The sequence below is a fragment of the Janthinobacterium sp. LS2A genome, from assembly GCF_036543145.1.
GTDB classification, from domain to species: domain Bacteria; phylum Pseudomonadota; class Gammaproteobacteria; order Burkholderiales; family Burkholderiaceae_D; genus Janthinobacterium; species Janthinobacterium aestuarii.
Genome location: NZ_JAZHPB010000007.1, coordinates 207,131 through 230,435 on the forward strand (window position 1 = coordinate 207,131; position 23,305 = coordinate 230,435).

The following is a 23,305-nucleotide window of genomic DNA, read 5'->3' on the forward strand; positions in this document are numbered from 1 at the left end:
TCCTTTGTTTCAATGAAAGATGCGGCGCCGGGAAGCCAGTATAGCCAAGCATGGCAGTTTCAGCAGGACAGCCCATTCAGCCAAACAAGCCATGCAAAAACCAGCGCGGCGCGGCGTCTTCTCCACTGCCGGCAATGCGCTCGCGGTAGACCCAGTAATGGGCGTGGTCGAGGCCTTCGGCGATGAAGTAATCGCGCGCCTGCGACTGGCCCCACCAGCCCGCCTCTATGCGTTCGGCAACGGATACCATTTTCAAGGGCGAGCCATAAAACGGCCGGTGCTCGCGCATCAGCAGGGCGATGGGCTGGGCCAGCAGCCAGCCGGGACGGGGCATGCCGGGCAAGCCTGGCGGCAAGTCCGGCAGCGCGTTTTTTGCGCCGGCCTTGGCCGGCAGCGGCAGCCACTGGTTGGCCGCCTCGGGGCGGTAATCGGCGCGCGGCGCTGCCTGCAAGACATTGTCCGTGCCCAGGCGCGCCACCAGCAATTCCAGCAGGCGCTGGCGTTCCTGCGGCGTGCCGCCCGGCTCGGGAAACAGGCTGTCGCTGGGCGGCGCCATCGGCTGCACCTGCAGCGCTTCCAGGGTGAGGCCTATCACGGGCGCCTCCAGCACCAGCTGCGCCAGGCGCTCCTTGAGCAGGCGCACCAGATGCTCGTCGCGCCACACGGCCTCGCCCAACGCCAGGTCGATGACGGTGGGCGGGCGCGCCACCCTGCCCCGCTCGTGCGCCAGCAGCAGCTGGATGCGCTCGACGGCAAATTGCCGCGCGCACAGCCAGCCCGTCATTTGCTGCAGCAGGCGGCGCGCGCCGAACAGCAGCGCGTCCGCGTGCTCCACGCGGTCGAACAATTCCAGGCTGGCGCGGAACGTGGGCGGCGCTTCGAGCCACACGAACAATTCCGTGCTGTGGCCATGCGCATCGTCGAGCATATCGAGCAAGGCTGCACCGCAACGGCGCTGCAAGCCGGGCCGGGGCAAGTGGCGCAGCTGCCCCAGGGTGCGGCAGCCGATGCCCTCGAACCAGTCGAGGTAGGGGCGCGCGGGCGGCAGCAAGGCGCACGGCAGGCCGTCGAGGCGGCGGGTGAGGCTCTCCATGCCCAGCACGCGGCGCCGGCGCATAGCGGCGCGCGCCAGCAGCCAGGCGCCGCGCGCCGTGGGTGCGCACGACAACTGGGCCGTGTAGCCGAGCGCGCGCAAGCTGGCCTCGATGTGCCGACACAGGGCGCGCACGCCGCCGAACAGGCGCAAGCTGGCGCCCGCATCGACCAGCAGGGTCGCTTCCTCGCCTTGCGCCACCAGCGGTGAATATTGCAGCAGCGCCAGCGCCACTGCTTGCAAGGCTTGCGCTTCCAGTTCAGGCGAGCGCTCGTGCAGGCGCGCCTGCGGCGCCAGCATCAGCGCACCGGCGCGGCGCATGCCCGGCCGGATGCCGGCGGCCCGCGCCAGCGGCGACACGGCCATCACTTGCTCCTGCTCCAGCACCACGCCCAGGCTGTCAGCCGACCAGCGCGGGCAAAACACTTCGAGCGGGAGCCGGGGCAGGCACAGGCCGATCCAGAGTCGCATGGCGTCGCAATAATGAGGGAGGTTGCAGGGGCAGGAACAGGGGCGCGTCGCGCTGCGGTCCCCGGCGCTTGATGAAGCCGATCTCGATGCCGCCGGCGGCCGGGCGCACGGACAGGCGCAGCGGCGCCGGCGACGCATCCTGGACGCCGTGCAGCGGGCGCAGCATGCAGAACAGGGTGTTGCCGCTTTGCGCGGCCAGGTGCAGGCGGCGCAGGCTGTCGGCGCGCACGTGCGGCTGCCAGAACAGCAAGGCGCCGCAGGTACCGCTGCGCAAGATGTTTTCCGCCGCCCACAAGGCATCCTTGCTGCCGGCGCTTTTGAGCCACAGCAGTTGCGACGGCGCCAGTCCCTGCGCGGCCAGGGCCAGTGCCTGCGGCGGATGGGGCGGCTGCAGCAGCACGATGGGCAAGCCCGGCAGTTGCGCCAGCGCGGGGGCCAGCAGCCGCAATTCGCCGCTGCCCGGCTGCTGGACCAGCAGATCGATCAGGCTGCCGCTGGGCCAGCCGCCGCCGGGCAGCTGCGCGGACAGGGCGGCAAAACCCGTGTCCAGGCAGCGCGTGGCGCCCTGCCCCAGCTGCGATGCACGCCACAAGGACGGGTGCAAGGCTTCCGGCGAGGCCATCAATTGAGAATGTTGCATCATTGGATAGATAGATGAATACTGTATGCATATACAGTACTATCCAGCTCCACTTTTGGCAAGGTTTATCTGACTGCCGCTAGCGCAGGGGCCGCTCCGCCATGTCCGAAAAACCCCGTTTTCGGCATCGATTGCTGTACCATAAGCACTCTCCTTACCGGTTGGCAACGTACCAGCCGGCTTCCTCCGTCCATAAGGAAACGCATTTGACCACCATCCAAATCATCAGCGCCATCGTCTTCGGCCTTGCGCTCATCCACACCTTTGCCGCCAAGTCGTTTGAAACCTTGTCGCGGCGCCATCCCCGCCATGCGGGCCTGCTGCACTTGCTGGGCGAAGTCGAAGTCGTGTTCGGCTTCTGGGCCTTTATCCTGATCCTCATCATGGCCTTTGTCTCGGGCAGCGATGCGGCCATCGAGTATGCCGAGTCGCGCCATTACACGGAGCCCCTGTTCGTCTTTGTCGTCATGGTCGTGGCCGCCTCGCGCCCTGTGCTCGACGCCGTGCAGCGCCTGTTGAAAAGCGTGGCGCGCGTGATGCCGCTGCGCACGGAACTGGGCCTCGTCTGGCTGGGCCTCGCGCTCGTACCCCTGACGGGCTCATTGATCACGGAACCGGCCGCCATGACCCTGGCCGCGCTGATGCTGGCGCCGCAAATCTTCCGCCCGGGCATCCCTGAATGGCTGAAATACGGCGCGCTGGGCGTGCTCTTCGTCAACGTTTCCATCGGCGGCACCCTGACCTCGTACGCGGCGCCGCCCGTGCTGATGGTGGCCACCACGTGGAACTGGGACAGCGCCTACATGGCCAGCCATTTCGGCTGGAAGGCCGCGATCGCCGTGCTCGTCAACGCCACGGGCGTGAGCATATTGCTGCGCAAATATCTGCACAGCAACACTTCCGACATCAAGCCGAAGGCCGGCGATGTGGAAGCGCCAAAAGTGCCGCTGGCCGTCAGCCTCGTGCACATGATCGTGCTGGCCGGCGTGGTGACCCTGGCGCACCATCCCGTGCTGTTCATCGGCCTGTTTCTGTTCTTCCTCGGCTTCGTGCAGGCGTACGAACGCTATCAAAGCCCGCTGATCCTCAAGGAAGGCTTGCTGGTCGGCTTCTTCCTGGGCGGCCTGGTGGTACTGGGCGGCATGCAGCAATGGTGGCTGCAACCCATCGTTTCAAGCCTGAAGCCGCTGGCCCTGTTCTTCGGCGCCCTGGGCTTGACGGCAATTACCGACAATGCGGCCCTCACTTACCTCGGTTCGCTGATCGTCGGCATGACGGACGAAGCAAAATACATGCTGATGGCCGGCGCCGTGGCCGGTGGCGGCCTGACCGTCATCGCCAATGCGCCGAACCCGGCCGGCGTGGCCCTGCTGCGCCGCGGCTTCAAGGATGAATCGATCGGCGCCGTCGGCCTGCTGGCCGGCGCCCTGCTGCCGACGGCCGTGGCGGCCTTGGCCTTCCTCGCTTTGTAACGCTACTCACGGGGCGGCTGCCGGCCGCCCCCGCTTCCCTCAGTTTCCCGCCTCAGTTACCCTCATACACGAGGAAATGCAGCCGGTCATAGAACAGGCTGTAGGCATAATCGAATGTGCCCACGCTGCGAAAACCCTTGTGCAGATACACTTGCAGCGCTTCGCTCTTTTCCCACACCGTCAGGGTGATGCGCGCGCACCCCTTGCGGCTGGCCAGGTCGCGGATTTCATGGAACATCTGCCTGAATAAACCCTGGCCCCGGTATTTCTCGTCGATGGCCAGGCTGCTGACGAAACAGTCGTCGGCACGCGCATGCGCGAGCACGAAGGCGTCATACGCATCGTCGAGCGCCTTCATGTCGTCGCGGTAATAGGAGACGGCGCCGCAGGCCTGGAACTCGTCCATCGTCGCGGCCGTGAAAAAGCCGATGAAACGCCCGTCCTCGTCATGCAGGCCGTGGATGTGCGCCAGATACGGGTCGATGTTTTGCCGCCGCTGCAATTCGACGAATTGCAGATTCAATTTATTGCCGAACGAGCAGTATTCGAGGTAGCTGGTGGCAAACAGCAGCTTCGCCATGCGGTTCTTCGTCTCGTCGTCCAGCAGTTCGCCCGGCACCAGCGTGAGCGGTGCATGCGACAGCAGGTCCGCCTGCGCCTCGTCACCTGGCGGGGCCACATCGCTGACGGCCGGCATGCGGCTGCCGTGGCGGCCGACGGTCGGGCGCCAGAAAGCACCGGCGGCAATATGCTGCGAACGGTGGGCCAGCAGGTAGCGGCAAAAGACGCTATTCACGCGGTCGAGCTGCGGGTCGTCCGACAGCACCGAGTAATAGTGGAAATGGTCGATGTCGGCACGCAGCTGGGCCGCATACGCCATGCGCGGCACTTCCTCGATATCGAACACATCGACGATGTCGGGCAGGATCAAAGGATCGTCAAGCTGCCAGCCGATCTCGTCGAGCCGCGCCACGCAACGCGCATACGCGCGCCGTTCCTCGTCGCTCAAGGGAATGTGCATGTCGGTAATGATATCGTCCAGCAAGCGCATGCCGCGGATGCCGCCCGCCACCGCTTCGCGCGCACCGTCATACAGCACGCAATAGCGCTGGTAGAACTCGGCATGGCTGAGCACGGTCACGCCCAGGTTCTTCTTCCATTCCGCATAGAACTGGCCAAACAGCTGCGCCTCGAATTGCGGGCAGGAACGTGGAATCTGCGCGTCGATGCCCGCATAGGCGAGGTTCACATTGCGCTGGATCACGCGCAGCGCGGCATCGTTCTTCTTGGCGATCAGCATGCCCGTTTCATCGAGAAACAGATTCATCCAGCTGACATGCCGGCGCTCTTCGCTGCCATCCTCCTTGCGCTGGAAATAATCGGGCACTTCCGGCTTCATCAGGAAAATCGTCGCCGGATTATGCGGGATCGTATCGACATCCATATACAGGCCGCCGTATTCGCACATGATGAGGATGCGGAAGTAATCGGACAAGGTGGCGAAATAGCGCTGCGTATGCAGGGTATCGAGGGTGTCGAAGCGGGCGGGCGCGAAATCGAGCGCCAGCGCGCGCAGCGAGTTGATGTGCAGGGTCGTGCCGCCGATCGCGTAGCGGCCTATCGTGTAGCGCCCGGCGCCGCCCGTGGGGCTGAAGCGCTCGTCATTGCGCAGCTGCTGCGCATCCCATACCCACAGGATGGAGACATATGGCGCGCCGCCGTTGCGCCGCACCTCTTCCAGCGCCGCGCCCCACTGCCCGATCGCTTCGGCTGCGATGGCCGGCAATGGGCCGCCCATCCAGATGCGGTGCAGGTAGCGCTCGTCGTCGCCGAGCGCGCGCGTGGGAATGCAGCTGAGCGAGGAACAGCTTGCCGCGTTGAAATGGTTGAAGTTCAGGGCGACGAAGCTGCGCAGGGCCGCGATGCCCGTCTGGTGCTCCACGGCCAGTTGCTCCAGGTCGCTGCCGGCCGGCCGGACATCGGCCAGGGTGATGTAATCGAGTTTCAGCCGGTTGATGCGGAACTCGTATTCGAGGTTGAAAATCTTTGCTTGATCGTGTTTCGAGGCCAGGTCATCTATTTTCATGGGCGCACCATTTTCCGCAGGAGAGTGTCAATAAACTTCGCAGGAGGTAAAGCAAGGTCGAGAACAAGCGCATCGTTGCGCCATCAGTGCCGGGCCAGCCGCACCCCGCTTTCCCGGCGCCCCGCCATGCCCCGCGTAAACAGCAGCAGGCAGGCCGTGATGGCCACGATGACGGGAATATTGAGCAACGCATACGTTTCCAGCGCATAGCCGAAGCGCTGGCACAGCACGTTGTACAGCTGCAGCCAGGCGGACAGATAAATGCAGTACAGCAAGCTCATGGCGGCCGTCGTCAAGGTCATCGCCTCCTTGCTGGCCGTGATGGCGCTACGTATCAGCGCGCCGTTGAACAGGCCGAAACCGATGGAATAGACAAACATGCAGGCGGCAAACACGTCGACGTGATGGCGGCCCGCGCCGGCACCCAGCATGCCGGCGGCCGCGATCAGCCCGCCCAGGCGCAGCAGGGAGACGAGGGGGAAATCCTGGCGCAGGCGCTGGATGGCGATGCTGCTGAGGACAAAACCCGACAAGATCACGCATTGCAGGGCGATATACGTGGCGTAGGACGCGCCCATTTCCTGCAGCACGAAGATGGGTGAAAAGCCGATCCAGGCCGTCAGAGGCACGGTGGCCAGCCCGGCCGTGAACATGCCGAACATGAAGCGGCCATTGCTGAAAATGGCCGCGTAGCTGCGCATGATGGCGGCCAGGTCCGGGCGCGTGGTCTTGAGGGCCGCGCGCGGCATGGTCTTGAACAGGCCCAGCAAGGACAGCAGCGCCAGCAGAGCCGACAGGAAAAAGACGTAGCGCCAGTCCAGCCGGCTGATGATGGCGCTGCCGAGGATGGGGCCGGCCAGGGGTGCGAGGATGGTGGTGCTCGACAAAATGCTGCTCAGCTTGACGGCCGCCATGTCATCGAACAGCTCATGGATCATGGCATAGCCGACGAAGATGAAGCAGCAGCCCATGCCCTGGATGAAACGCACGGCGAGAAATTGCTCGATCGAGGCGGTCAATGGCACGGCCAAGGTAGCCAGCAAGAACAAGGTATTGCCGGTCAACACCAGCTTGCGCTTGCCGATGCAGTCAGCCAGGGGCCCGAGGAAAATCTGCAGCGAGCTGCCGCCCAGCAGATACAGGCTCAGTGACAGGGGGACGAACTTTTTTTCCGCCTGGAACTCCTCGACGATGCCCAGCATCGCCGGCATGATCATGTCGTTCGACAGATAGATGTTGAGCTCAAAGACAAGGAAAAACGCAAAAAACCACAGCAACTGCTTCGACTTGATGGACATGGCGCGTTCCGTAACGTGGGTGGCTGCCGTCAGTGCGTATCAGCCGTCGGGCATGGGACGGCGGACACGGTTTCACACTGAAAACGTGTACCAATTGTATACCAGTTAGCATTTTTAACGCCTGTTTTTGTGATTTTTAAATACCGCAGCAATACCACTTGAGTGAAATCCATGGTACTGCGGTATTTAGAATTCAGGCTGAAAAGGGCGCGGCCAGCGTGCCGGCGCGCTGGCCGCGGCCCTGTGGGGAAAGGGAGAACGGTGCGTACCAGTGCCAGCGCACCGTTGCGGCGCGCGGCACGCTGGTTTAGCGGCGGCGGTGGCTGGCGAAGAAATCGAGCAGCATCTTGCTGGCGTCGGGCTTGGCCTTGTCGTTGAACGGCAGGCTGGCGTCGCCACCGCTCCACGCGTGCTCGAGGTGCTCGACCTGCGCCACGCGCAGCAGCACATCCTTGCCCACCTGATAATCGTGCAGCGCATACGCATGGGCCGGATTGCGCCCGCCCGCCGCACCGCCAGGCAGGCGCTGCGCCGTCACCACGGTATCGAACGGCAAATGGTTGACGCGCACGCTCTGGCGCACCAGCTGCGTCTGGTTAATGGGCCGCACCACCTTGTCGGCCAGCCCTTGCAGCAGGATGGTGGGCAGGCGGGGAAACGCGGGCTGGCGCGCTAGTACTTCATCGATGGCCGCGTCGGCGCGGGCGGCAGCGCCATGCTGCATCACGCCCAGCGCGCCGATCAGATTATGCCCGGCGCCAAAGACGGGTCCGGAATGCAGGCCCAGCGCCGCGAACAGATGGGGATGGTTCAGGGCCACGATATGCGCCATGCCGGCGCCGGCGGAAATGCCGCAGATATAGATGCGCGCGCGGTCGATCACATAGCGGGCCGCCACCTGCTCGATGGCGCCGACGATCAGGCGCACGTCGCCGCCGCCCTCCTGCGTCAGCTTGTCGTACCACTTCCAGCAGCGGCGCGCATGCGAGCGCAGCGATTGCTGCGGATACAGCACGGCGTAGCCCTTACGCTCGGCCAGGCGGTTCATGCGCGTGCCATCGGCAAACTGCGTGGCGCTCTGCTCGCAGCCGTGCAGCATCACCAGCAGCGGCCGGCCCCGGCTGCGCATGGCGACGCTCGGCGCCTTCTCGGGCAGGTACAGGAAATACGGCAGGCGCCGGCCCGGCATCTGCCCCAGTTCCGGCAGCGGCGCATAGTGGGCGGCCAGCCACTTGCCCGGCGGGGGCGCCGTTCGCTTGCGCACGCGCGGTGGCGACAGGGGCGTGGCAAAGGGCGCCAGCGAGGGTACGGCGTCGCTGGCGGGCCTGGCGCGCGGCGTCGCCTTGGCCTTGACCTTGGTCTTGGGCACCGGCTTGCTGCGGGGTTTGGCCCTGGGCTTGGCTGGCACGGGCCCGAACAGCACCTTGGCCAGCTTGGTCGCCGTGCGCTGCTGCGCCTTACCGGCGCGCAATAGCCCGCGCAGCCATTTGGTGGCGGGCTTTACCATGGCACGCGGCGTGCGTGTCGTTGTGGAGCGTACCGCAAGTTCATCCCATTGCATCGTTGCGTCATCAGCATGTGCGGCCTCCTCCTTGGAACGCATAGAGTACCGCAATTGGCTGACAGCACCGTACGTTTGCACACCGATAAAAGTGCCGCTGGCACCATTGAGGCAGATCAAACGCCACATAGTGCGTATGCTTAATCTGGATGTTCGAACAGCACTTCACACGAGGAGAGAACACCATGAGCTATCTGGACCGCGACATCCTGGGCATGTACCGTAACCACGACGGCCCGGGGCCGGCCCTGATGGGGGCCGATACCCTGATCGGGGACGATGTCTACAATCACGAAGACGAGGAGCTGGGCGACATCAAGGAAATCATGCTCGACATGCGCACGGGCCAGATCGCCTACGCCGTGCTGTCCTTCGGCGGCGTCCTGGGCATGGGCGACAAGCTGTTTGCCGTGCCCTGGGAACGCCTGACCCTGGACACCGTCAACAAGCGCTTCCTGCTGAACGTCGACAAAGACTTGCTGAAAAACGCTCCCGGCTTCGACAAGGACAACTGGCCCGACATGGGCAGCGAAGCCTGGAACCAGCAGATGGAAGCATTCTATGGCAGCGGCACGCGCTACGGCAGCATGGCAGGCCATATGCCATCCGGCAGCGACCTGCGCAGCGGCGCCAGCCTGCAATCGGGCAGCGAAGGCAGCCTGACCGGCAGCTCCATGAGCGGCAGCCGTGCCGGCACGGGCAGCGGCCAGGGCGACCTCGGCGATCTGGGCTCGCGCTCAACGCTCAGCGATGATGATGATGATGATCTCAACAAGCGCACTTGAGCCGGGTAGGTCGGGTAGGATGGATTAGCGGAGCATGTTGCTGCCCATCGTTAGCGTCAAGGCGCCTCTAGAAACCGTAGCGAGCAAGTTCAATATCGCGTTGAGTAGCGCAACCGTACTCTAGTACGGTGAGCAACGCCGACGCGATAGTGAGCTGCGCAGTAGGTTTATAGAGGCGCCATCACCGCTGCATCGACTCCCATACCTTCTGCAGGCGTTTGGCCGACACCGGCATCGGCGTGCGCAACTCCTGCGCAAACAGCGACACGCGCAGCTCTTCCAGCATCCAGCGGAAGTCGACCAGTTTCGGGTCCGTGTTCTTGCCGGCTTGGCGGTCCTTGGCCTGGCGCAAGTACGGCGCAGCGGCTGATTGCCATTCGGCCATCAACTTGGTGTCGCGCGCGGGGTCGGCGCGCAGCTTTTCCAGACGCACGTTGATCGCCTTCAGATAGCGGGGGAAATGCGCGAGCTGCGTGTATTCGTTTTCCGTCAGGAAGCGTTTATGCACGAGGCCCTGCAGCTGCGACTGGATATCGGTGGCGGCCGCTGCGGGAATATTCTGCAGGCGCTTGGGCAAGCCGTGGAATTCCGTCAGCACTTGCGACAGCAAACGGGCGATTTCATTGACCAGCAAGACCAGGCGCGACTTGCCCTCCGCCTGGCGCTTGGCAAACGAGGCGGCGTCCAGCGGCAGCGGATCTTGCAGGCAGGCGATGTCGAGCGCCTTGTTGATGATTTGCTCGCGCAGCTCTTCCTGCGAACCGAGGGCCATGAACTGCATGCCCATCTGCTGCAAACCGGGGATGCTTTTCTCGACGTATTTGATCTGCTCCTTCATTTGCAGCGCGAACAAGCGGCGCAAACCCACCTTGTGCGTGCGGGCGGCCACGGTCGGGTCGTCAAACACTTCCAGGTCGCAATGCGTGCCCTTGTCGACCAGCGCGGGGAAGCCGATCAGGGTCAGCTTGCCCTGCACGATTTCCAGCAACTCCGGCAATTCGCCGAAGGTCCAGCCCGTCAAGCCCATGTGCTGCGAAACGGTGGCATTCGCGGAAGGCTGCGCGGCAACGGCAGCACCCTTGGCCGGCGCGCCGCCCTTGCCTGCTGCCGCATTGGCGGCGGCGCCCTGCGCTTGCGCCTGCAGCCGCGACGCCACTTGCGCACCCGCCACCTTGGCACCCGGTGTGCCTGAGCCAGAGACGCCCGACACTTCGGCCAGCTTCTGGAAACTCTGGCGCGCCTGGCCGCCAAATTCCACTTGCAGAGTGGCCAGGTTGCGGCCCATGTCCAGCTGGCGGCCATGCTCGTCGATCACCTTGAAATTCATGAAGTGATGGGCAGGCAGGGTTTCCGGCTTGAAGTCCGTCGTCAGCACATTGATCGTGATCTGCGTACGGATGTCTGCGATGATGGCGTCGATCAGGTCGCCTCGGCCAAACACGCCCGCTGCATGCACGCGCTCGCAGAATTTCGCCGCGTAATCAGGCAGCGGCACGCAGTGGCGGCGCAGTTTTTGCGGCAAGGATTTCAGCAGCAGATGCACCTTTTCCTTCAGCATGCCCGGCACCAGCCATTCGCAGCGCTCGCGCGGCAACTGGTTCAAGGCATACAGCGGCACGCTCAAGGTCACGCCATCGCGCACGCTGCCCGGCTCGAAGTGGTACGTCAGGCCCATTTCCAGGCCCGTCACCGACATGGTTTTCGGGAACAGGTCCGTCGTCACGCCGGCCGCCTCGTGGCGCATCAGCTCTTCGCGATTCAGGTACAGCAGCTTCGGATTGTCGCGCGTGGTTTCCTTGTGCCACTTTTCAAAACCGGCGCCATTGCACACGTCGGCCGGCAGCAGCTGGTCGTAGAAGGCGGCGATCAGTTCATCGTCGACCAGCACGTCCAGGCGGCGCGACTTGTGCTCGAGGTTTTCGATGTCCTTGATCAGCTTGTGGTTGTGCGCAAAGAACGGCGCGCGCGTATCGAAGTCGCCGCCGACCAAGGCGTCGCGGATGAAGATTTCGCGCGCTTCCGGCAAGTTGAAATTGCCGTAATTGATGCGGCGCTGGCTGTACACCACCAGGCCGTACAGGGTCGCGCGTTCCGACGCCGTCACCTGCGCCGAGCGTTTTTCCCAGCGCGGCTCGCCCCATGATTTTTTCAGCAAATGTTCGCCGACCTTTTCCAGCCACTCGGGCTGGATTTGCGCCACGCAGCGCGCGTAGAGCCGCGTCGTGTCGACCAGTTCGGCCGCCATGATCCACTTGCCCGGCTTTTTCAGCAGCGAGGAACCGGGCCAGATGTGGAACTTGATGCCGCGCGCGCCCAGATACCCGGCACCCGGCTCGTCCTCGCCCTTGAAGCCGATATTGCCCAGCAAGCCGGTCAGCAAGGCCATGTGCAGATTGTCGTAGGTGGCGGGTGCTTCGTTCAGGCGCCAGCCCTGTTCCTTGACGATGGTCAGCAGCTGCGAATGCACGTCGCGCCATTCGCGCAAGCGCATCTGCGACAGGAAATTCGTGCGGCAATTGTCTTGCAACTGGCGGTTGGTTTTCTTGTGCTCGATGGCCGATTCGAACCAGCGCCAGATCTTCAGGTAGCTCAAGAATTCCGATTTTTCATCGGCAAACTTCTTGTGCGCCTCGTCGGCCGCCTGCTGGTGCTCCATCGGGCGGTCGCGCGGGTCTTGCACGGACAAGGCGGAAGCGACGATCAGCACTTCGCTCAAGCACGCGTTATCGAGCGCGGCGAGGATCATGCGGCCCACGCGCGGGTCGAGCGGCAGCTTGGCGAGCTTGTTGCCCAGCGGCGTAAGTTTATTGACTTCATCGACGGCGCCCAGTTCCTGCAGCAACTGGTAGCCGTCGGCGATCGCACGCGCCAGCGGCGGCTCGATGAAGGGGAAGGTTTCCACGTCCGTCAGGTGCAATGACTTCATGCGCAGGATGACGGCGGCCAGCGAGGAGCGCAGGATTTCCGGCTCCGTGAATTTCGGGCGCAGCAAATAATCCTGCTCTTCGTACAGGCGGATGCAGACGCCGTCGGCCACGCGGCCGCAACGGCCCGCACGCTGGTTGGCGGCCGACTGGGCGATCGGCTCGACCTGCAGCTGCTCGACCTTGTTGCGGTAGCTATAGCGTTTCACCCGCGCCAGGCCCGCGTCGACCACGTAGCGGATACCGGGCACGGTCAGCGAGGTTTCCGCCACGTTGGTGGCCAGCACGATGCGGCGCGCATTGCTGGTTTTAAACACGCGCTCCTGCTCTTCGGCCGACAGGCGGGCGAACAGGGGCAAAATCTCCACGTGCGGCGGATGGTGCTTGCGCAGCGCTTCGGCGCAGTCGCGGATTTCGCGCTCGCCCGGCAGGAACACCAGCACGTCCCCCGAGCCGATCCGGCACAGTTCTTCCACGCCATCGACGACGGCATCCATCAAATCGCGCTTTTCGCGCGCAGCTACACGTACATTCGCCGTGCGCTGGCCAGGTTTGTCAGGGTTGGCGGCACCGGGCATGGCCACCTGCTCGCGTTCCACGGGACGGTAGCGCACTTCCACTTGGTACAAACGGCCCGACACTTCGATCACCGGCGCCGGTTTTTCCGGTGTGCCGAAATGGCGCGAGAAGCGTTCCGCATCGATGGTGGCCGACGTGATGATGATTTTCAGATCGGGCCGGCGCGGCAGCAGCTGTTTCAGGTAGCCGAGCAGGAAATCGATGTTCAGGCTGCGTTCGTGCGCTTCATCGATGATGATGGTGTCGTAATTTTTCAACAACGGGTCGGTCTGCGTCTCGGCCAGCAAGATACCGTCCGTCATCAGTTTGACGGACGCGCCACGGCTCAGGGTATCGGTAAAGCGCACCTTGAAGCCCACGGTTTCGCCCAGCGGCGTGCCCAGCTCCTGCGCAATGCGCTTGGCCGTCGACGAGGCGGCGATACGCCGCGGCTGCGTGTGGCCGATCATGCCCTTCTGTCCGCGTCCCAGTTCCAGGCAAATCTTCGGCAATTGGGTCGTCTTGCCGGAACCCGTCTCGCCCGAGACGATAATCACCTGGTTTTCCAGCAAGGCCTTGGCGATTTCCGCGCGCCGGCCCGAGACGGGCAAGTCTTCCGGATACGTAATCGGTGGCAGCGGATTGCGGAACGCCTTTTCCGCTTCGCGCGCGGCGCGGGCTGCGTCACGGCTTTCGCGCTCTTCGCGGCTAGCCTGGTCATTGCGCGGCGGCTGCCCCTCACGCGGCGGGCGCGGCGCACGCTGCTGCTGTTGCTGTTTCTGTTGTTCCGCGCGCGGCGGCTGCTGCCTTTGCTGGCTCACGGGCGGGCGCTGGCGGCCCTGCGCAGGCGTGGCGGCAGGCGCGGAAACATCCCCGCCGGCGGGCACATTTGCAACGTTGGAAGGAGGGGAAGACTTATTGCTGGCTGAAGACATTGTTTTTTACAGGTATTTTAAGCGCGCACATCGCGCAGCGAATTATAATGCGCTTAATGGAAAACCCTACCCAATTCGTCCAATGGCTGCGCTCCGTCGCGCCCTACATCCACGCCTTTCGCGGCAAGACCTTCGTGGTCGCCTTCCCCGGTGAACTCGTCAGCGCCGGGGCGCTGCAGGTGCTGGCCCATGATTTGTCCCTGCTGCATGCGCTGGACATCAATGTCACCGTCGTCTACGGCTCGCGGCCGCAGGTGGCGGAACAGCTGGCCTTGCGTAACGTCGAAGGCCGCTTCCACAATGGCGTGCGCATCACGGACATCGCCGCGCTGGAATGCGCGAAGGAAGCCGCCGGCGAGCTGCGCCTCGATATCGAGGCGGCGTTCAGCCAGGGCTTGCCGAACACGCCCATGTCGCATGCGGCCATCCGTATCATTTCAGGCAACTTCATCACGGCACGCCCGCTGGGCGTGATCGATGGCGTGGACCTGGAACTGACGGGCATCACGCGCAAGGTCGACGCCGAAACCATCCATTCCATCCTCGGTTCGGACGGCCTGGTGCTGCTCTCGCCGCTGGGCTTCTCGCCTACCGGTGAAGCGTTCAACCTGACCATGGAAGACGTGGCTTGCAGCGCCGCCATCGCCCTGCACGCGGATAAACTGATTTTCATTACCGAAACGCCAATGATGGAAGATGCGACGGGCGTGGAAATCCGCGAACTGTCGTCGCACCAGGCCGAAGCCGTGCTGATGGCAGGCTTCCTGCCCGACGCCACGGCGTTTTATTTGAAACATTGCGTCAAGGCCTGCCACAACGGCGTCGAGCGCTCGCACATCGTACCGTTCTCGATGGATGGTTCGGCCCTGCTGGAATTGTTTACCCATGATGGCGTGGGCACCATGATCAGCCATGAAAACCTGGAAAGCCTGCGCCAGGCCACCATCGAAGACGTGGGCGGCATCATCAAACTGATCGAACCGCTGGAAGCGGACGGCACGTTAGTCAAACGGGGCCGCGAGCTGATCGAACGCGAAATCGATTATTTCTCCGTCATCGAGCATGATGGCGTGATCTTCGGCTGCGCCGCCCTGTACCCGTTCCCCGCGCAAAAGATGGCGGAAATGGCATGCTTGACGGTCAACCCGGAAGTGCAAGCCCAGGGCGACGGCGAACGCATCCTGAAACACATGGAAAACCGCGCGCGCGCCGCCGGCCTGAACAAACTGTTCGTGCTGACCACGCGCACCTCGCACTGGTTCAAGAAGCGCGGTTTCGTACCAGCCACCGTCGACGACTTGCCGAAGGACCGCCAGCACATGTATAACTGGCAGCGTAAATCCCAAGTGCTGATCAAGACACTGTAAAACTGAAAAAGCCCGGCATGCCGGGCTTTTTTACATTGGAACCATTATTTGATATTCAGCGGCGCAAACGATTTGACCAGGTCGTCGAGCGCCTTCAATTGCGCCAGGAATGGTTCCAGCTGGTCCAGCGGCAAGGCGCTGGGGCCGTCGCAGCGGGCGTTGTCGGGGTCAGGATGGGCTTCCAGGAACAGGCCGGCGATGCCGACGGCCAGGCCGGCGCGGGCCAGGTCCGCCACTTGCTGGCGGCGGCCCCCCGAAGCGGCGCCACCGGGGTCGCGCTGCTGCAGCGCGTGCGTGACGTCGAAGATGATGGGCAAGTCGTCGCACGTCTTCTTCATGACGCCAAAGCCCAGCATGTCGACCACCAGGTTGTCGTAGCCGAGGCAGGTGCCGCGGTCGCACAGGATCAGCTGATCGTTGCCCGCTTCCTTGAATTTCTCGACGATATTGGCCATCTGGCCAGGGCTCAAAAATTGCGGCTTCTTGATGTTGATGACTTTGCCTGTTTTCGCCAGGGCCACGACGAGGTCCGTCTGGCGCGCGAGGAAAGCGGGCAGTTGCAGCACGTCGACCACTTCGGCCACCTGCTGCGCCTGCCATGGTTCATGCACGTCGGTAATCACGGGCACGCCAAACGCCGCCTTGACGTCCTGGAAGATGCGCATGCCTTCTTCCAGGCCCGGGCCGCGGTAGGAATGGATCGATGAACGGTTGGCCTTGTCGAAGCTGGCCTTGAATACATAGGGAATGCCCAGTTTTTGCGTCACGCGCACATATTCTTCGCAGGCGCGCATGGCAAGATCGCGCGATTCGAGCACGTTGATGCCGCCAAACAGCGCAAAGCTGCCCGTATTGCTGACGTCGATGCCATGGACTTTCACTGAGGTCATAGGGATTCCATATTGGTTAATTGTTACTACTTGCTTGGAAGAGGCGCAGCCAGCGGCTGGCGCGATAAGGCATCTTACTAGCTGGGGCGGCGCAGATCAAATTTGATCCAGCGCAAGGGCGCGGCAAACGGCGTGTCGCCAGGCCGCGACGGCCCCGCGAGGGCAGGCGCAAAGTGCCTTATAATCACGCTTTATCTCTACACTGATTCAGGAGCACAGATGGCCCGCACGATCCACTGCATCAAACTCAACAAGGAAGCCGAAGGATTGGATTTCCCGCCGTACCCGGGCGAACTGGGCAAGAAGATTTACGAATCCGTGTCGAAGGAAGCATGGGCTGCCTGGCTCAAGCACCAGACCATGCTGGTCAATGAAAACCGGCTGAACCTGGCCGACGCGCGCGCCCGCAAATACCTGGCCACGCAGATGGAAAAGCATTTCTTCGGCGATGGCGCCGATGCCGCCATGGGCTACGTGCCGCCAACGGAATAAGTTTTATCGCTTGCCCGTGACCACGTCACGGGCAGTTTCGCCTGCGTTTCACGCCCGCCTCCGCCGTTTCACGGCACCGCCTCCCCGTTTCGTCGCACACCGCTCGCCGCCCATGCCGCCCGCTGGCACAGTACGTCCATCGACAACCTCATTCCAAGGCGGACACCATGTTGCAGCAAATCTTCAGCCACACTCCCCTCTACGTCTGGGCCATCCTGGGCTTTCTCGTCTACCGGGGCGTGCTGGCCAGCCGCGCGCGCGAAGTGACCTTGCGCAAGCTGTGCATCATTCCGCTGGTGATGCTGGCGCTGTCGCTGAGCGGCGTGCATGGCAGTTTCGGCTTCCATGGCGTGGCGCCGTTCGCCTGGACAATCGGCGCCCTGGCCGGTGCTGCGCTGGCGTGGACGCTGACCGATGCGCGCAAGATCGTCGCCATTCCCGAACGGAGCAGCGTGCGGCGTCCCGGCAGCTGGGTGCCATTGATCTTGATGATGAGTATCTTCTGCATGAAATATGCGGTGGCCGTGACCCTGGTCATCGCGCCAGCCTATGCCCACGCGACCGGCTTCACCGTACCAGTCTGCCTCGCCTATGGCTGCTTCAGCGGCCTCTTCCTCGGCGGCTTGCTGCGCACCGTGGCCGTGTACCGGGCTGTGCAAAGTGAAGGCTGGGGTCAGACCCGGCGGGTCTGACCCCGGATTTCTGCTGCGTATCAGTATGCCAAAGTACGCACGCCTTCCGGCATGCCCAGCAGGCACACATTCGCGCCGCGCACGGCGAACAGGCCGACGGCGATGACGCCGACGATCTGGTTGATCTGCTGTTCCAGCGCCACCGGGTCGGCAATTTTCAAGCCCAGCACGTCAATGATCTCGCCGCCGTTATCCGTAATGAACGCTTGATCGCTGCCAGCCTTCAGGCGCAAGCGGGGCGTGCCGCCCAGCGCGGCCAGCTGACGCGACACGGCGGCGCGCGCCATCGGCACCACTTCCACGGGCAGCGGGAAGGCGCCCAGGGTTTCCACCAGCTTGGAGCCGTCGGCGATGCAGACGAACTGTTTCGCGACGGAGGCAACGATCTTTTCACGCGTCAATGCCGCGCCGCCACCCTTGATCATGGCACCGCTGGCCGTGATTTCATCGGCGCCGTCGATGTAGACGGCGATCGATTCGACGTCGTTCAGGTCGAAGACGGGAATGCCATGGCCTGCCAGGCGCGCGGCCGTCGCTTCGGACGACGCGACCGTCCCCTTGATACGGTCCTTGATCTTGGCCAGTTCATCGATGAAAAAGTTGGCGGTGGAACCGGTGCCGACACCGATGATTTCACCGTCCACCACATAGTTAATGGCGGCGCGGGCTACGGCTTGCTTCAATTCGTCTTGGGTCATGGCAAAAAAGGCTAAAGTGGGGAATGCCGCTATTTTAACGGATTGCCAGCCCGGCCAGCCGGCCATGATGACGGGCCATGCGATGGAATACAACAGCCAAGCTGGAAACCTTTGCCCCAGGGCAATTCCCAGCCAATTCCTCTCTATGCACTCTAAAATATGCGAAAATGGCACGATTGCCCGATATGACGTTCCAGGAATAGCACATGAATCACAGTAAACAGGTACTTGTTGTCGATGACAGCCGGGTTTCACGTTTGATGTCGCATCAGTTCATCCTCAGCAAACATGCCGACTGGCAAGTGATTGAGGCGGCGACCGGTGAAGAAGCCCTGGAAAAAGTCAAGACCATCAGCCCTGTGCTGATATTACTGGATGTCAACATGCCCGGCATGGGCGGCGTGGCGGCGGCGGAACAATTGCGCGCGCTGTGTCCGCAAACGCACATCATTCTCGTCACGGCCAACGTGCAAAACGCCATCCGCAACCGCGCCACTGAGCTCGGCGTCGGCTTCATGGAAAAACCGATCACGGAAACGCGCATCCACCAGCTGATCGCGTCACTGGGACTGTGAGCATGGTCAATCTCTCCGAACTCGAAAACGATGCCCTCGTAGAGATATTCAACATCGGGGTGGGCCATGCGGCCGCCGCGATGAGCGAAATCGTCAATGAAGAAGTCACCATGTCGGTGCCGTCGATCACCTTCCTGAACCGTGCCGACGCGGCTGCCTTGCTGGGCAGCAAGAAAGATGGCGAACGCATCTGCGGCGTCAGCCAGCATTACGATGGCGCCTTCGCCACCGAAGCCATATTGATGTTCCCCGAAGACAAGAGCCTGGAAATCGTGCGCCTGATGGTGGGCGATGCCATGCCGCTGCAGGAACTGACGGAAATGGAACAGGAGGCGATGAGCGAAATCGGCAACATCATCCTCAATTCCTGCGTGGGAACTTTGGCCAACCTGTTCGACAGTGAACTGCATGGCTCGCTGCCCCTGTACCACGTGGGCACCAGCGCAGAAATCCTGTCCTCGTTCGGCGGCGACGATGACGACGCCGTCGTGCTGATGCTGCATATCGACTTCGTGCTGTCCAAGCACCAGATCCACGGTTATGTGGCATTCGTGCTCGACCTGTCCGCCTTGCACGACCTGAAGCAGCAGGTCAGCCGCTATCTGGCCAAGGTCCTGGGACAGGCGTGACGATCATGCCGGAGGCCTTGCACCGACTCGCCCTGCTCGAGAGCATACTCGGCGCCGTCAACCTGGGCGCCATCGTGCTCGACGAACAGCACCGCATCGTGCTGTGGAACCACTGGATGGCGCGCCACTCGGCGTGCCAGGCCGACGCCGTGCTGGGCCAGGATTTCTTTGCCGTCTATCCTGAACTGCGCCACAAGCGCATAGCCTCGGCCATCACCCAGGCCCTGCGCGACAATTTCCAGTCGCTGCTGTCGCAAACCCTGCACAAGGCGCCATTCCCCCTGTACACGCATGGCGCGGCCGAAGGCCGGGAGCGCATGCAGCAGGCGATTGCCGTCACGCCGATCAATTTGCCCGGTTCGCCGCGCCACTGCCTGATCCAGATCAATGATGTGACCATCGCCGTGGGCCGCGAAAAGCTGCTGCGCGAACAAACCATGGTGTTGCGTTCACAAACCTTTGCCGACGGCTTGACGGGCATCGCCAACCGCCGCCACTTCGACGTGGCGATCGAAAAGGAAATGCGGCGCGCCATGCGCACGGGCAGCCCCCTGTCGCTGCTGATGATCGACATCGACCATTTCAAGGATTACAACGACCATTACGGTCACCAGCAAGGTGATGACTGCCTGATAAGAGTGGCGGCCGAACTGGCCGCCATGCTGCAGCGCCCCACCGACTTGCTGGCGCGCTATGGCGGCGAGGAATTTGCCGCCATCCTGCCCGACACGGACGCGGCGCAGGCGCTGCGCATGGCCGAGGCGATCCGCGAACGGGCGGCCGGGCTGCGTATTCCGCATGCCAAGACGGGCAATGAGGTCAAGCACATTACGGTCAGCATCGGCATCGCCACCCAGCACCCGCAGCAGCAGCCGACCATCGCCGCCCTGATCGGCGCCGCCGACCGCGCCCTGTACCTGGCCAAGGGCGCCGGGCGCAACCGCGTGATGGTGCAGCCGCTATAAAAAAAGCAACGCCGGACAAAGGATTCCAGTAGACATCTTTACGGCGTGTGCGTAGACTCGTCAGTGATTGCAGCAACAACAACAAGAATTTATCTGTGGTATCTATCCCTGCGCATGGCTCACCATGCGGGACACGGCCAGGAGCGCTTGTGAAACTCGATCCTCCCCTCAAATCCGGCTTGCCGGGTGCTGGCATGGATACGACCATGGTGAACGGCATGCGCCTGCTGCTGTCGAGCGCCACCTTGCTGACCCTGTTCATCGATCCCGAAAGCGCCGGCAAGCTGAGTAAGATTACCTGGCTGATCTTTTCCGCCTACACCATGCACAGCCTGCTGCTCTACGTGCTGGCCGTGCTGGGCCTCAGCCTGCCCCAGGATATCTTGCTGTACTGGCTCGACGTGGCCTGGTATGCGCTGATCGTGTTTTCCACCAGCAGCCACAACACTTTATTCTTCCTGTTTTTTTTCTTTGCCATCCTGACCTCGTCGTTCCAGCGTGGCTTCGAGGAAGGCGCGCGCGTCACCCTCGCTTCGGCCGGCCTGTTCGCCGCGACTGCCCTGTTCGGCGAAACGGATGCGGAACTGTCGCGCCTGCTGCTGCGCACCACCTTCCTGCTGGCGCTCGGCTACATGATCGCCTACTGGGGCGGTTCGGCCATCACGCAGCGCAGCCACCTGGCGCTGCTGCGCGATGTCAGCCAGCTGTCCAATCCGCGCTTCGGCGTCGACCAGACCATTACCTCGGTGCTGGAAAAAACCCGCAGTTATTTCAACGGCCGCAGCTGCCTGCTGATCATGCAGGACAAGGGCACGCGGGTCTGGTCGCTGCGCAGCGTGCTGCAAACGGCAACGGGCGTCGTGCATACCAGCTCGCTCCTCAGCGACGACGCGGCCAGTCCCCTGCTCGCTTTCCCGCACGATAAAATCGCGCTGTACAACCAGCCCGCCGGCCCCTGGCTGCCGTGGATAGGCGGCGCGCGCATGCTCGAGCCCGACAGCGGACGCTGGCTGCGGCATGACGACGCGGCGGGCGCCCGTCTGGCCGAGCTGCTCGAAGCGCACGCCTTCATCAGCGCGCCGCTGCCCCTGCGCAATGGCAAAGGCCGCATCTTTATCGTCTCCGCCACCAGCATGAGCAAGACGGACGCCCTGTTTCTCAGCCATATCGGCGCGCAGGCGTTTCCCGTCATTGAAAACATCAACCTGCTCGACCGGCTGGCGTCGCAGGCGGCCTCGCGCGAACGCGAAAAGATCGCGCGCGACCTGCATGACACGGCCGTGCAGCCGTATATCGGCTTGCGCCACGGCCTGGCCGCCTTGCGCAACGAAGCCACGCCGGGCAATCCGCTGCTGCCGGAACTGGAAAAACTGATCATCATGTCGGGCCAGGTGATCGCCGACCTGCGCAGCTACGCGCGCACGTTCAAGAACGGACAGGTGCAAAGCGAGCCGGAACTGCTGGTCGCGCTGCGCCGCCAGGCCACGCAGATCCGCGAATTCTATGGCATCGACATCGCCCTGCAGATCGAAGGCGACCTGCACATCAACGACCGCCTGGCGGCCGAGGTGTTCCAGATCGTCAACGAGGGCATGAGCAATATCCGCAAGCATACGTCGGCGCGCCACGGCGCCGTCAAGCTGACCTGCGTGCAGGGCGCGCTGCACATCAGCATCGACAACGAATGCGCCGCCGCCCACGTCCCCGATTTCCTGCCCGACTCGCTGGCCGAGCGCGCCGCCGCCCTCGGCGGCACGGCCCGCGTCACGCATGGCATGCTGGGCAACACTTCCGTGCAGATCGAGATCCCCATATGAATGACTTACGCCACATGCCACCGGCCAGCCATGTCATCAGCGTCATGCTGGTGGACGATCACAAGACCATGCTATGGGGCCTGGAGCGGCTGATCGGCGGTGAGCACTCGGGCATGCGCGTGGTCGCCACGGCCTCCGACGGCACCGAGGCGCTGGAGCAGGCGAAAGCGCTGCAACCCGATGTGATCGTGCTGGACCTGGACCTGGGCGGCATCAGCTCGCTGTCCATCCTGCCCGCGCTGGCGCAGAGCGGGGGCACGCGCGTGCTGGTGCTGACGGCCAGCCACGACCAGGCCGTCCTCGACCAGACGGTGCTCAAGGGCGCACGCGGCATCGTCAGCAAGGATGCGCCGGCGGAGATGGTCCTGAAGGCCATCGAAAAGGTGTACCAGGGCGAGCTGTGGCTGGAACACGCGATGCTGGGACGCATGCTGACGCAGCTGACGCAGCCCGGTGGCGGCTCGGCGCAAGCGATCGCCATCGCCAGCCTGACCCTCAAGGAAAGAAAGATCATCGCCGCGCTGGTGCACGGCAGCGGCACGCCGGCCAAGCTGCTGGCGGACCAGCTGTTCATCTCCGAACACACCTTGCGCAATCACCTGACGTCGATCTACCGCAAGCTGGGCGTGTACAACCGCCTGGAACTGTACGCCTACGCCACCAAGCACCAGCTGGGCCAATTGCCGCCCGGCGCCTGATCCTGCTGCATCCCCGCGCGGCCACGGCCGCGTATTTCCTCCCGCCTCCCCTTCGCCAGCCAGCGGCACGGCCGTTGTGTCTGCGCGCCAGACTCGACCATGACAATTGTCACGAAAAAAACAAGCAGTTCCTCCTTGCAATAAAAGGATGTTCTTCTGATGTAGATCAAGGTGCCAACTTCTATAGTGGATTTACCGGAGTGCAAATCACCGCACGGCCCACCACGACACGGAGCACAGCATGCGCCTTGACAAGTTTCTTCCGACCGCCCTGATCACCTACTTGCAGGGCAAGGAAAAGGCTGCGTTCTACCGCTATGCCCTGGTGGCGGCCCTCATGGCGGTGGTATGCATCATCGGACTGCTGGCACTGGGCGAAAGCCCATGAGCGCGCCAGGTCGTAGCAGCAGGAAGCAACACCGTCATGCCGTTTCATCCACCGCCGTACCTTAACCACACCAGGAGTTGTCATGAACCTCATCAAAAACTTTATCCGCGAAGAAGATGGCGTCACCGCAATCGAGTACGGCCTGATCGCTGCCCTGATTGCCGTCGTGATCATCGCCGCCATCACCATCGTCGGCACGCAGCTGAAAAAAACCTTCAGCACCATCGGCACCAAGCTCACCGCTGCGAACTGATGCGGTGCTGTCCGGACC

At 63.1% G+C, this 23,305-nt stretch carries 20 protein-coding genes; 12 read left to right on the top strand and 8 right to left on the bottom strand.

Annotated elements, in window-relative coordinates; genetic code table 11:
• Positions 1-76: 76 nt before the first annotated feature.
• On the bottom strand, positions 77-1,564 hold the full coding sequence (locus V3C40_RS20460; protein ID WP_331778390.1) for a Y-family DNA polymerase: 1,488 nt from the start codon (positions 1,562-1,564) through the stop codon (positions 77-79).
• Positions 1,494-2,204: a translesion DNA synthesis-associated protein ImuA gene (gene imuA / locus V3C40_RS20465; protein ID WP_152546434.1), complete on the bottom strand. Its 711-nt coding sequence runs from the start codon at positions 2,202-2,204 to the stop codon at positions 1,494-1,496. The genes V3C40_RS20460 and imuA overlap by 71 nt, the downstream gene beginning before the upstream one ends.
• Before the next feature lie 206 nt (positions 2,205-2,410).
• On the opposite strand from imuA, the gene V3C40_RS20470 reads away from it, so the two are divergent.
• Positions 2,411-3,676, top strand: coding sequence for a putative Na+/H+ antiporter (locus tag V3C40_RS20470; RefSeq protein ID WP_070303483.1), 1,266 nt, complete (start codon positions 2,411-2,413; stop codon positions 3,674-3,676).
• A 52-nt stretch (positions 3,677-3,728) separates the two neighbouring features.
• Here V3C40_RS20470 and V3C40_RS20475 read toward each other — a convergent pair whose 3' ends face one another.
• The 3 genes from V3C40_RS20475 to V3C40_RS20485 all read right to left on the bottom strand — a co-directional run bounded on the left by V3C40_RS20475 (position 3,729) and on the right by V3C40_RS20485 (position 8,567).
• Positions 3,729-5,762, bottom strand: a complete 2,034-nt coding sequence (locus V3C40_RS20475; protein WP_331778391.1) for a GNAT family N-acetyltransferase — start codon at positions 5,760-5,762, stop codon at positions 3,729-3,731.
• A gap of 83 nt (positions 5,763-5,845) precedes the next feature.
• Positions 5,846-7,060, bottom strand: a complete 1,215-nt coding sequence (locus V3C40_RS20480) for an MFS transporter (RefSeq protein WP_331778392.1) — start codon at positions 7,058-7,060, stop codon at positions 5,846-5,848.
• A gap of 307 nt (positions 7,061-7,367) precedes the next feature.
• The gene (locus V3C40_RS20485) at positions 7,368-8,567 is read right to left on the bottom strand and encodes an extracellular catalytic domain type 1 short-chain-length polyhydroxyalkanoate depolymerase (RefSeq protein ID WP_331778393.1); all 1,200 of its coding nucleotides are present in this window, start codon (positions 8,565-8,567) and stop codon (positions 7,368-7,370) included.
• 239 nt (positions 8,568-8,806) lie between these two features.
• Between V3C40_RS20485 and V3C40_RS20490 the strand changes: the two genes are divergently transcribed.
• Positions 8,807-9,406 (top strand): PRC-barrel domain-containing protein, encoded by a 600-nt coding sequence (locus V3C40_RS20490; RefSeq protein WP_331778394.1) that lies wholly within the window; start codon positions 8,807-8,809, stop codon positions 9,404-9,406.
• A gap of 181 nt (positions 9,407-9,587) precedes the next feature.
• Here the strand turns inward: V3C40_RS20490 and hrpA are convergent, their stop codons facing one another.
• Positions 9,588-13,823: an ATP-dependent RNA helicase HrpA gene (gene hrpA / locus V3C40_RS20495; RefSeq protein WP_331778395.1), complete on the bottom strand. Its 4,236-nt coding sequence runs from the start codon at positions 13,821-13,823 to the stop codon at positions 9,588-9,590.
• Between the two features lie 56 nt (positions 13,824-13,879).
• Between hrpA and argA the strand changes: the two genes are divergently transcribed.
• On the top strand, positions 13,880-15,190 hold the full coding sequence (gene argA, locus V3C40_RS20500; RefSeq protein ID WP_046685875.1) for an amino-acid N-acetyltransferase: 1,311 nt from the start codon (positions 13,880-13,882) through the stop codon (positions 15,188-15,190).
• A 44-nt stretch (positions 15,191-15,234) separates the two neighbouring features.
• On the opposite strand, the gene kdsA is transcribed toward argA, so the two are convergent.
• Positions 15,235-16,080, bottom strand: a complete 846-nt coding sequence (gene kdsA / locus V3C40_RS20505; protein ID WP_034750794.1) for a 3-deoxy-8-phosphooctulonate synthase — start codon at positions 16,078-16,080, stop codon at positions 15,235-15,237.
• A gap of 219 nt (positions 16,081-16,299) precedes the next feature.
• Here kdsA and V3C40_RS20510 point away from each other — a divergent pair, with 219 nt between their 5' ends.
• Entirely contained in the window at positions 16,300-16,572 is a 273-nt protein-coding gene (locus tag V3C40_RS20510) for an oxidative damage protection protein (protein WP_034750797.1), read from the top strand.
• Positions 16,573-16,739: 167 nt separating this feature from the next.
• On the top strand, positions 16,740-17,264 hold the full coding sequence (locus tag V3C40_RS20515) for a DUF6622 family protein (RefSeq protein ID WP_331778396.1): 525 nt from the start codon (positions 16,740-16,742) through the stop codon (positions 17,262-17,264).
• A gap of 20 nt (positions 17,265-17,284) precedes the next feature.
• Here V3C40_RS20515 and rpiA read toward each other — a convergent pair whose 3' ends face one another.
• Entirely contained in the window at positions 17,285-17,962 is a 678-nt protein-coding gene (gene rpiA / locus V3C40_RS20520; protein WP_034750801.1) for a ribose-5-phosphate isomerase RpiA, read from the bottom strand.
• Between the two features lie 206 nt (positions 17,963-18,168).
• On the opposite strand from rpiA, the gene V3C40_RS20525 reads away from it, so the two are divergent.
• From V3C40_RS20525 to V3C40_RS20555, 7 genes are all read left to right on the top strand, one after another.
• A complete protein-coding gene (locus V3C40_RS20525) occupies positions 18,169-18,537 on the top strand; it encodes a response regulator (RefSeq protein ID WP_070303475.1) in 369 nt (122 codons plus the stop codon).
• 2 nt (positions 18,538-18,539) lie between these two features.
• Positions 18,540-19,166, top strand: coding sequence for a chemotaxis protein CheC (locus V3C40_RS20530; protein WP_034750807.1), 627 nt, complete (start codon positions 18,540-18,542; stop codon positions 19,164-19,166).
• Between the two features lie 5 nt (positions 19,167-19,171).
• Positions 19,172-20,131 carry a sensor domain-containing diguanylate cyclase gene (locus V3C40_RS20535; protein ID WP_034750954.1) on the top strand — a complete coding sequence of 320 codons (960 nt, stop codon included), beginning with the start codon at positions 19,172-19,174 and terminating at the stop codon, positions 20,129-20,131.
• Between the two features lie 149 nt (positions 20,132-20,280).
• Entirely contained in the window at positions 20,281-21,948 is a 1,668-nt protein-coding gene (locus tag V3C40_RS20540) for a sensor histidine kinase (protein ID WP_139143401.1), read from the top strand.
• Complete coding sequence (locus V3C40_RS20545; protein WP_254671641.1) at positions 21,945-22,646, top strand: response regulator; 702 nt, start codon at positions 21,945-21,947, stop codon at positions 22,644-22,646. Before V3C40_RS20540 ends, V3C40_RS20545 begins: the two co-directional genes overlap by 4 nt.
• A 241-nt stretch (positions 22,647-22,887) precedes the next feature.
• On the top strand, positions 22,888-23,034 hold the full coding sequence (locus V3C40_RS20550) for a hypothetical protein (protein ID WP_157814672.1): 147 nt from the start codon (positions 22,888-22,890) through the stop codon (positions 23,032-23,034).
• 82 nt (positions 23,035-23,116) lie between these two features.
• Complete coding sequence (locus tag V3C40_RS20555) at positions 23,117-23,287, top strand: Flp family type IVb pilin (RefSeq protein ID WP_070303472.1); 171 nt, start codon at positions 23,117-23,119, stop codon at positions 23,285-23,287.
• Positions 23,288-23,305: the final 18 nt, after the last annotated feature.

Excerpts from the sequence above, each read along its gene's own strand:
- V3C40_RS20530 (WP_034750807.1), top strand. The coding sequence starts at position 18,540 with ATGGTCAATCTCTCCGAACTCGAAAACGATGCCCTCGTAGAGATATTC.
- V3C40_RS20485 (WP_331778393.1), bottom strand. The coding sequence starts at position 8,567 with ATGGTAAAGCCCGCCACCAAATGGCTGCGCGGGCTATTGCGCGCCGGT.
- V3C40_RS20480 (WP_331778392.1), bottom strand. The coding sequence starts at position 7,060 with ATGTCCATCAAGTCGAAGCAGTTGCTGTGGTTTTTTGCGTTTTTCCTT.
- V3C40_RS20555 (WP_070303472.1), top strand. The coding sequence starts at position 23,117 with ATGAACCTCATCAAAAACTTTATCCGCGAAGAAGATGGCGTCACCGCA.
- imuA (WP_152546434.1), bottom strand. The coding sequence starts at position 2,204 with ATGCAACATTCTCAATTGATGGCCTCGCCGGAAGCCTTGCACCCGTCC.
- V3C40_RS20525 (WP_070303475.1), top strand. The coding sequence starts at position 18,169 with ATGAATCACAGTAAACAGGTACTTGTTGTCGATGACAGCCGGGTTTCA.
- V3C40_RS20475 (WP_331778391.1), bottom strand. The coding sequence starts at position 5,762 with ATGAAAATAGATGACCTGGCCTCGAAACACGATCAAGCAAAGATTTTC.
- rpiA (WP_034750801.1), bottom strand. The coding sequence starts at position 17,962 with ATGACCCAAGACGAATTGAAGCAAGCCGTAGCCCGCGCCGCCATTAAC.
- V3C40_RS20510 (WP_034750797.1), top strand. The coding sequence starts at position 16,300 with ATGGCCCGCACGATCCACTGCATCAAACTCAACAAGGAAGCCGAAGGA.
- V3C40_RS20515 (WP_331778396.1), top strand. The coding sequence starts at position 16,740 with ATGTTGCAGCAAATCTTCAGCCACACTCCCCTCTACGTCTGGGCCATC.
- V3C40_RS20550 (WP_157814672.1), top strand. The coding sequence starts at position 22,888 with ATGCGCCTTGACAAGTTTCTTCCGACCGCCCTGATCACCTACTTGCAG.
- V3C40_RS20535 (WP_034750954.1), top strand. The coding sequence starts at position 19,172 with ATGCCGGAGGCCTTGCACCGACTCGCCCTGCTCGAGAGCATACTCGGC.
- V3C40_RS20545 (WP_254671641.1), top strand. The coding sequence starts at position 21,945 with ATGAATGACTTACGCCACATGCCACCGGCCAGCCATGTCATCAGCGTC.
- V3C40_RS20460 (WP_331778390.1), bottom strand. The coding sequence starts at position 1,564 with ATGCGACTCTGGATCGGCCTGTGCCTGCCCCGGCTCCCGCTCGAAGTG.
- kdsA (WP_034750794.1), bottom strand. The coding sequence starts at position 16,080 with ATGACCTCAGTGAAAGTCCATGGCATCGACGTCAGCAATACGGGCAGC.
- hrpA (WP_331778395.1), bottom strand. The coding sequence starts at position 13,823 with ATGTCTTCAGCCAGCAATAAGTCTTCCCCTCCTTCCAACGTTGCAAAT.
- V3C40_RS20490 (WP_331778394.1), top strand. The coding sequence starts at position 8,807 with ATGAGCTATCTGGACCGCGACATCCTGGGCATGTACCGTAACCACGAC.
- argA (WP_046685875.1), top strand. The coding sequence starts at position 13,880 with ATGGAAAACCCTACCCAATTCGTCCAATGGCTGCGCTCCGTCGCGCCC.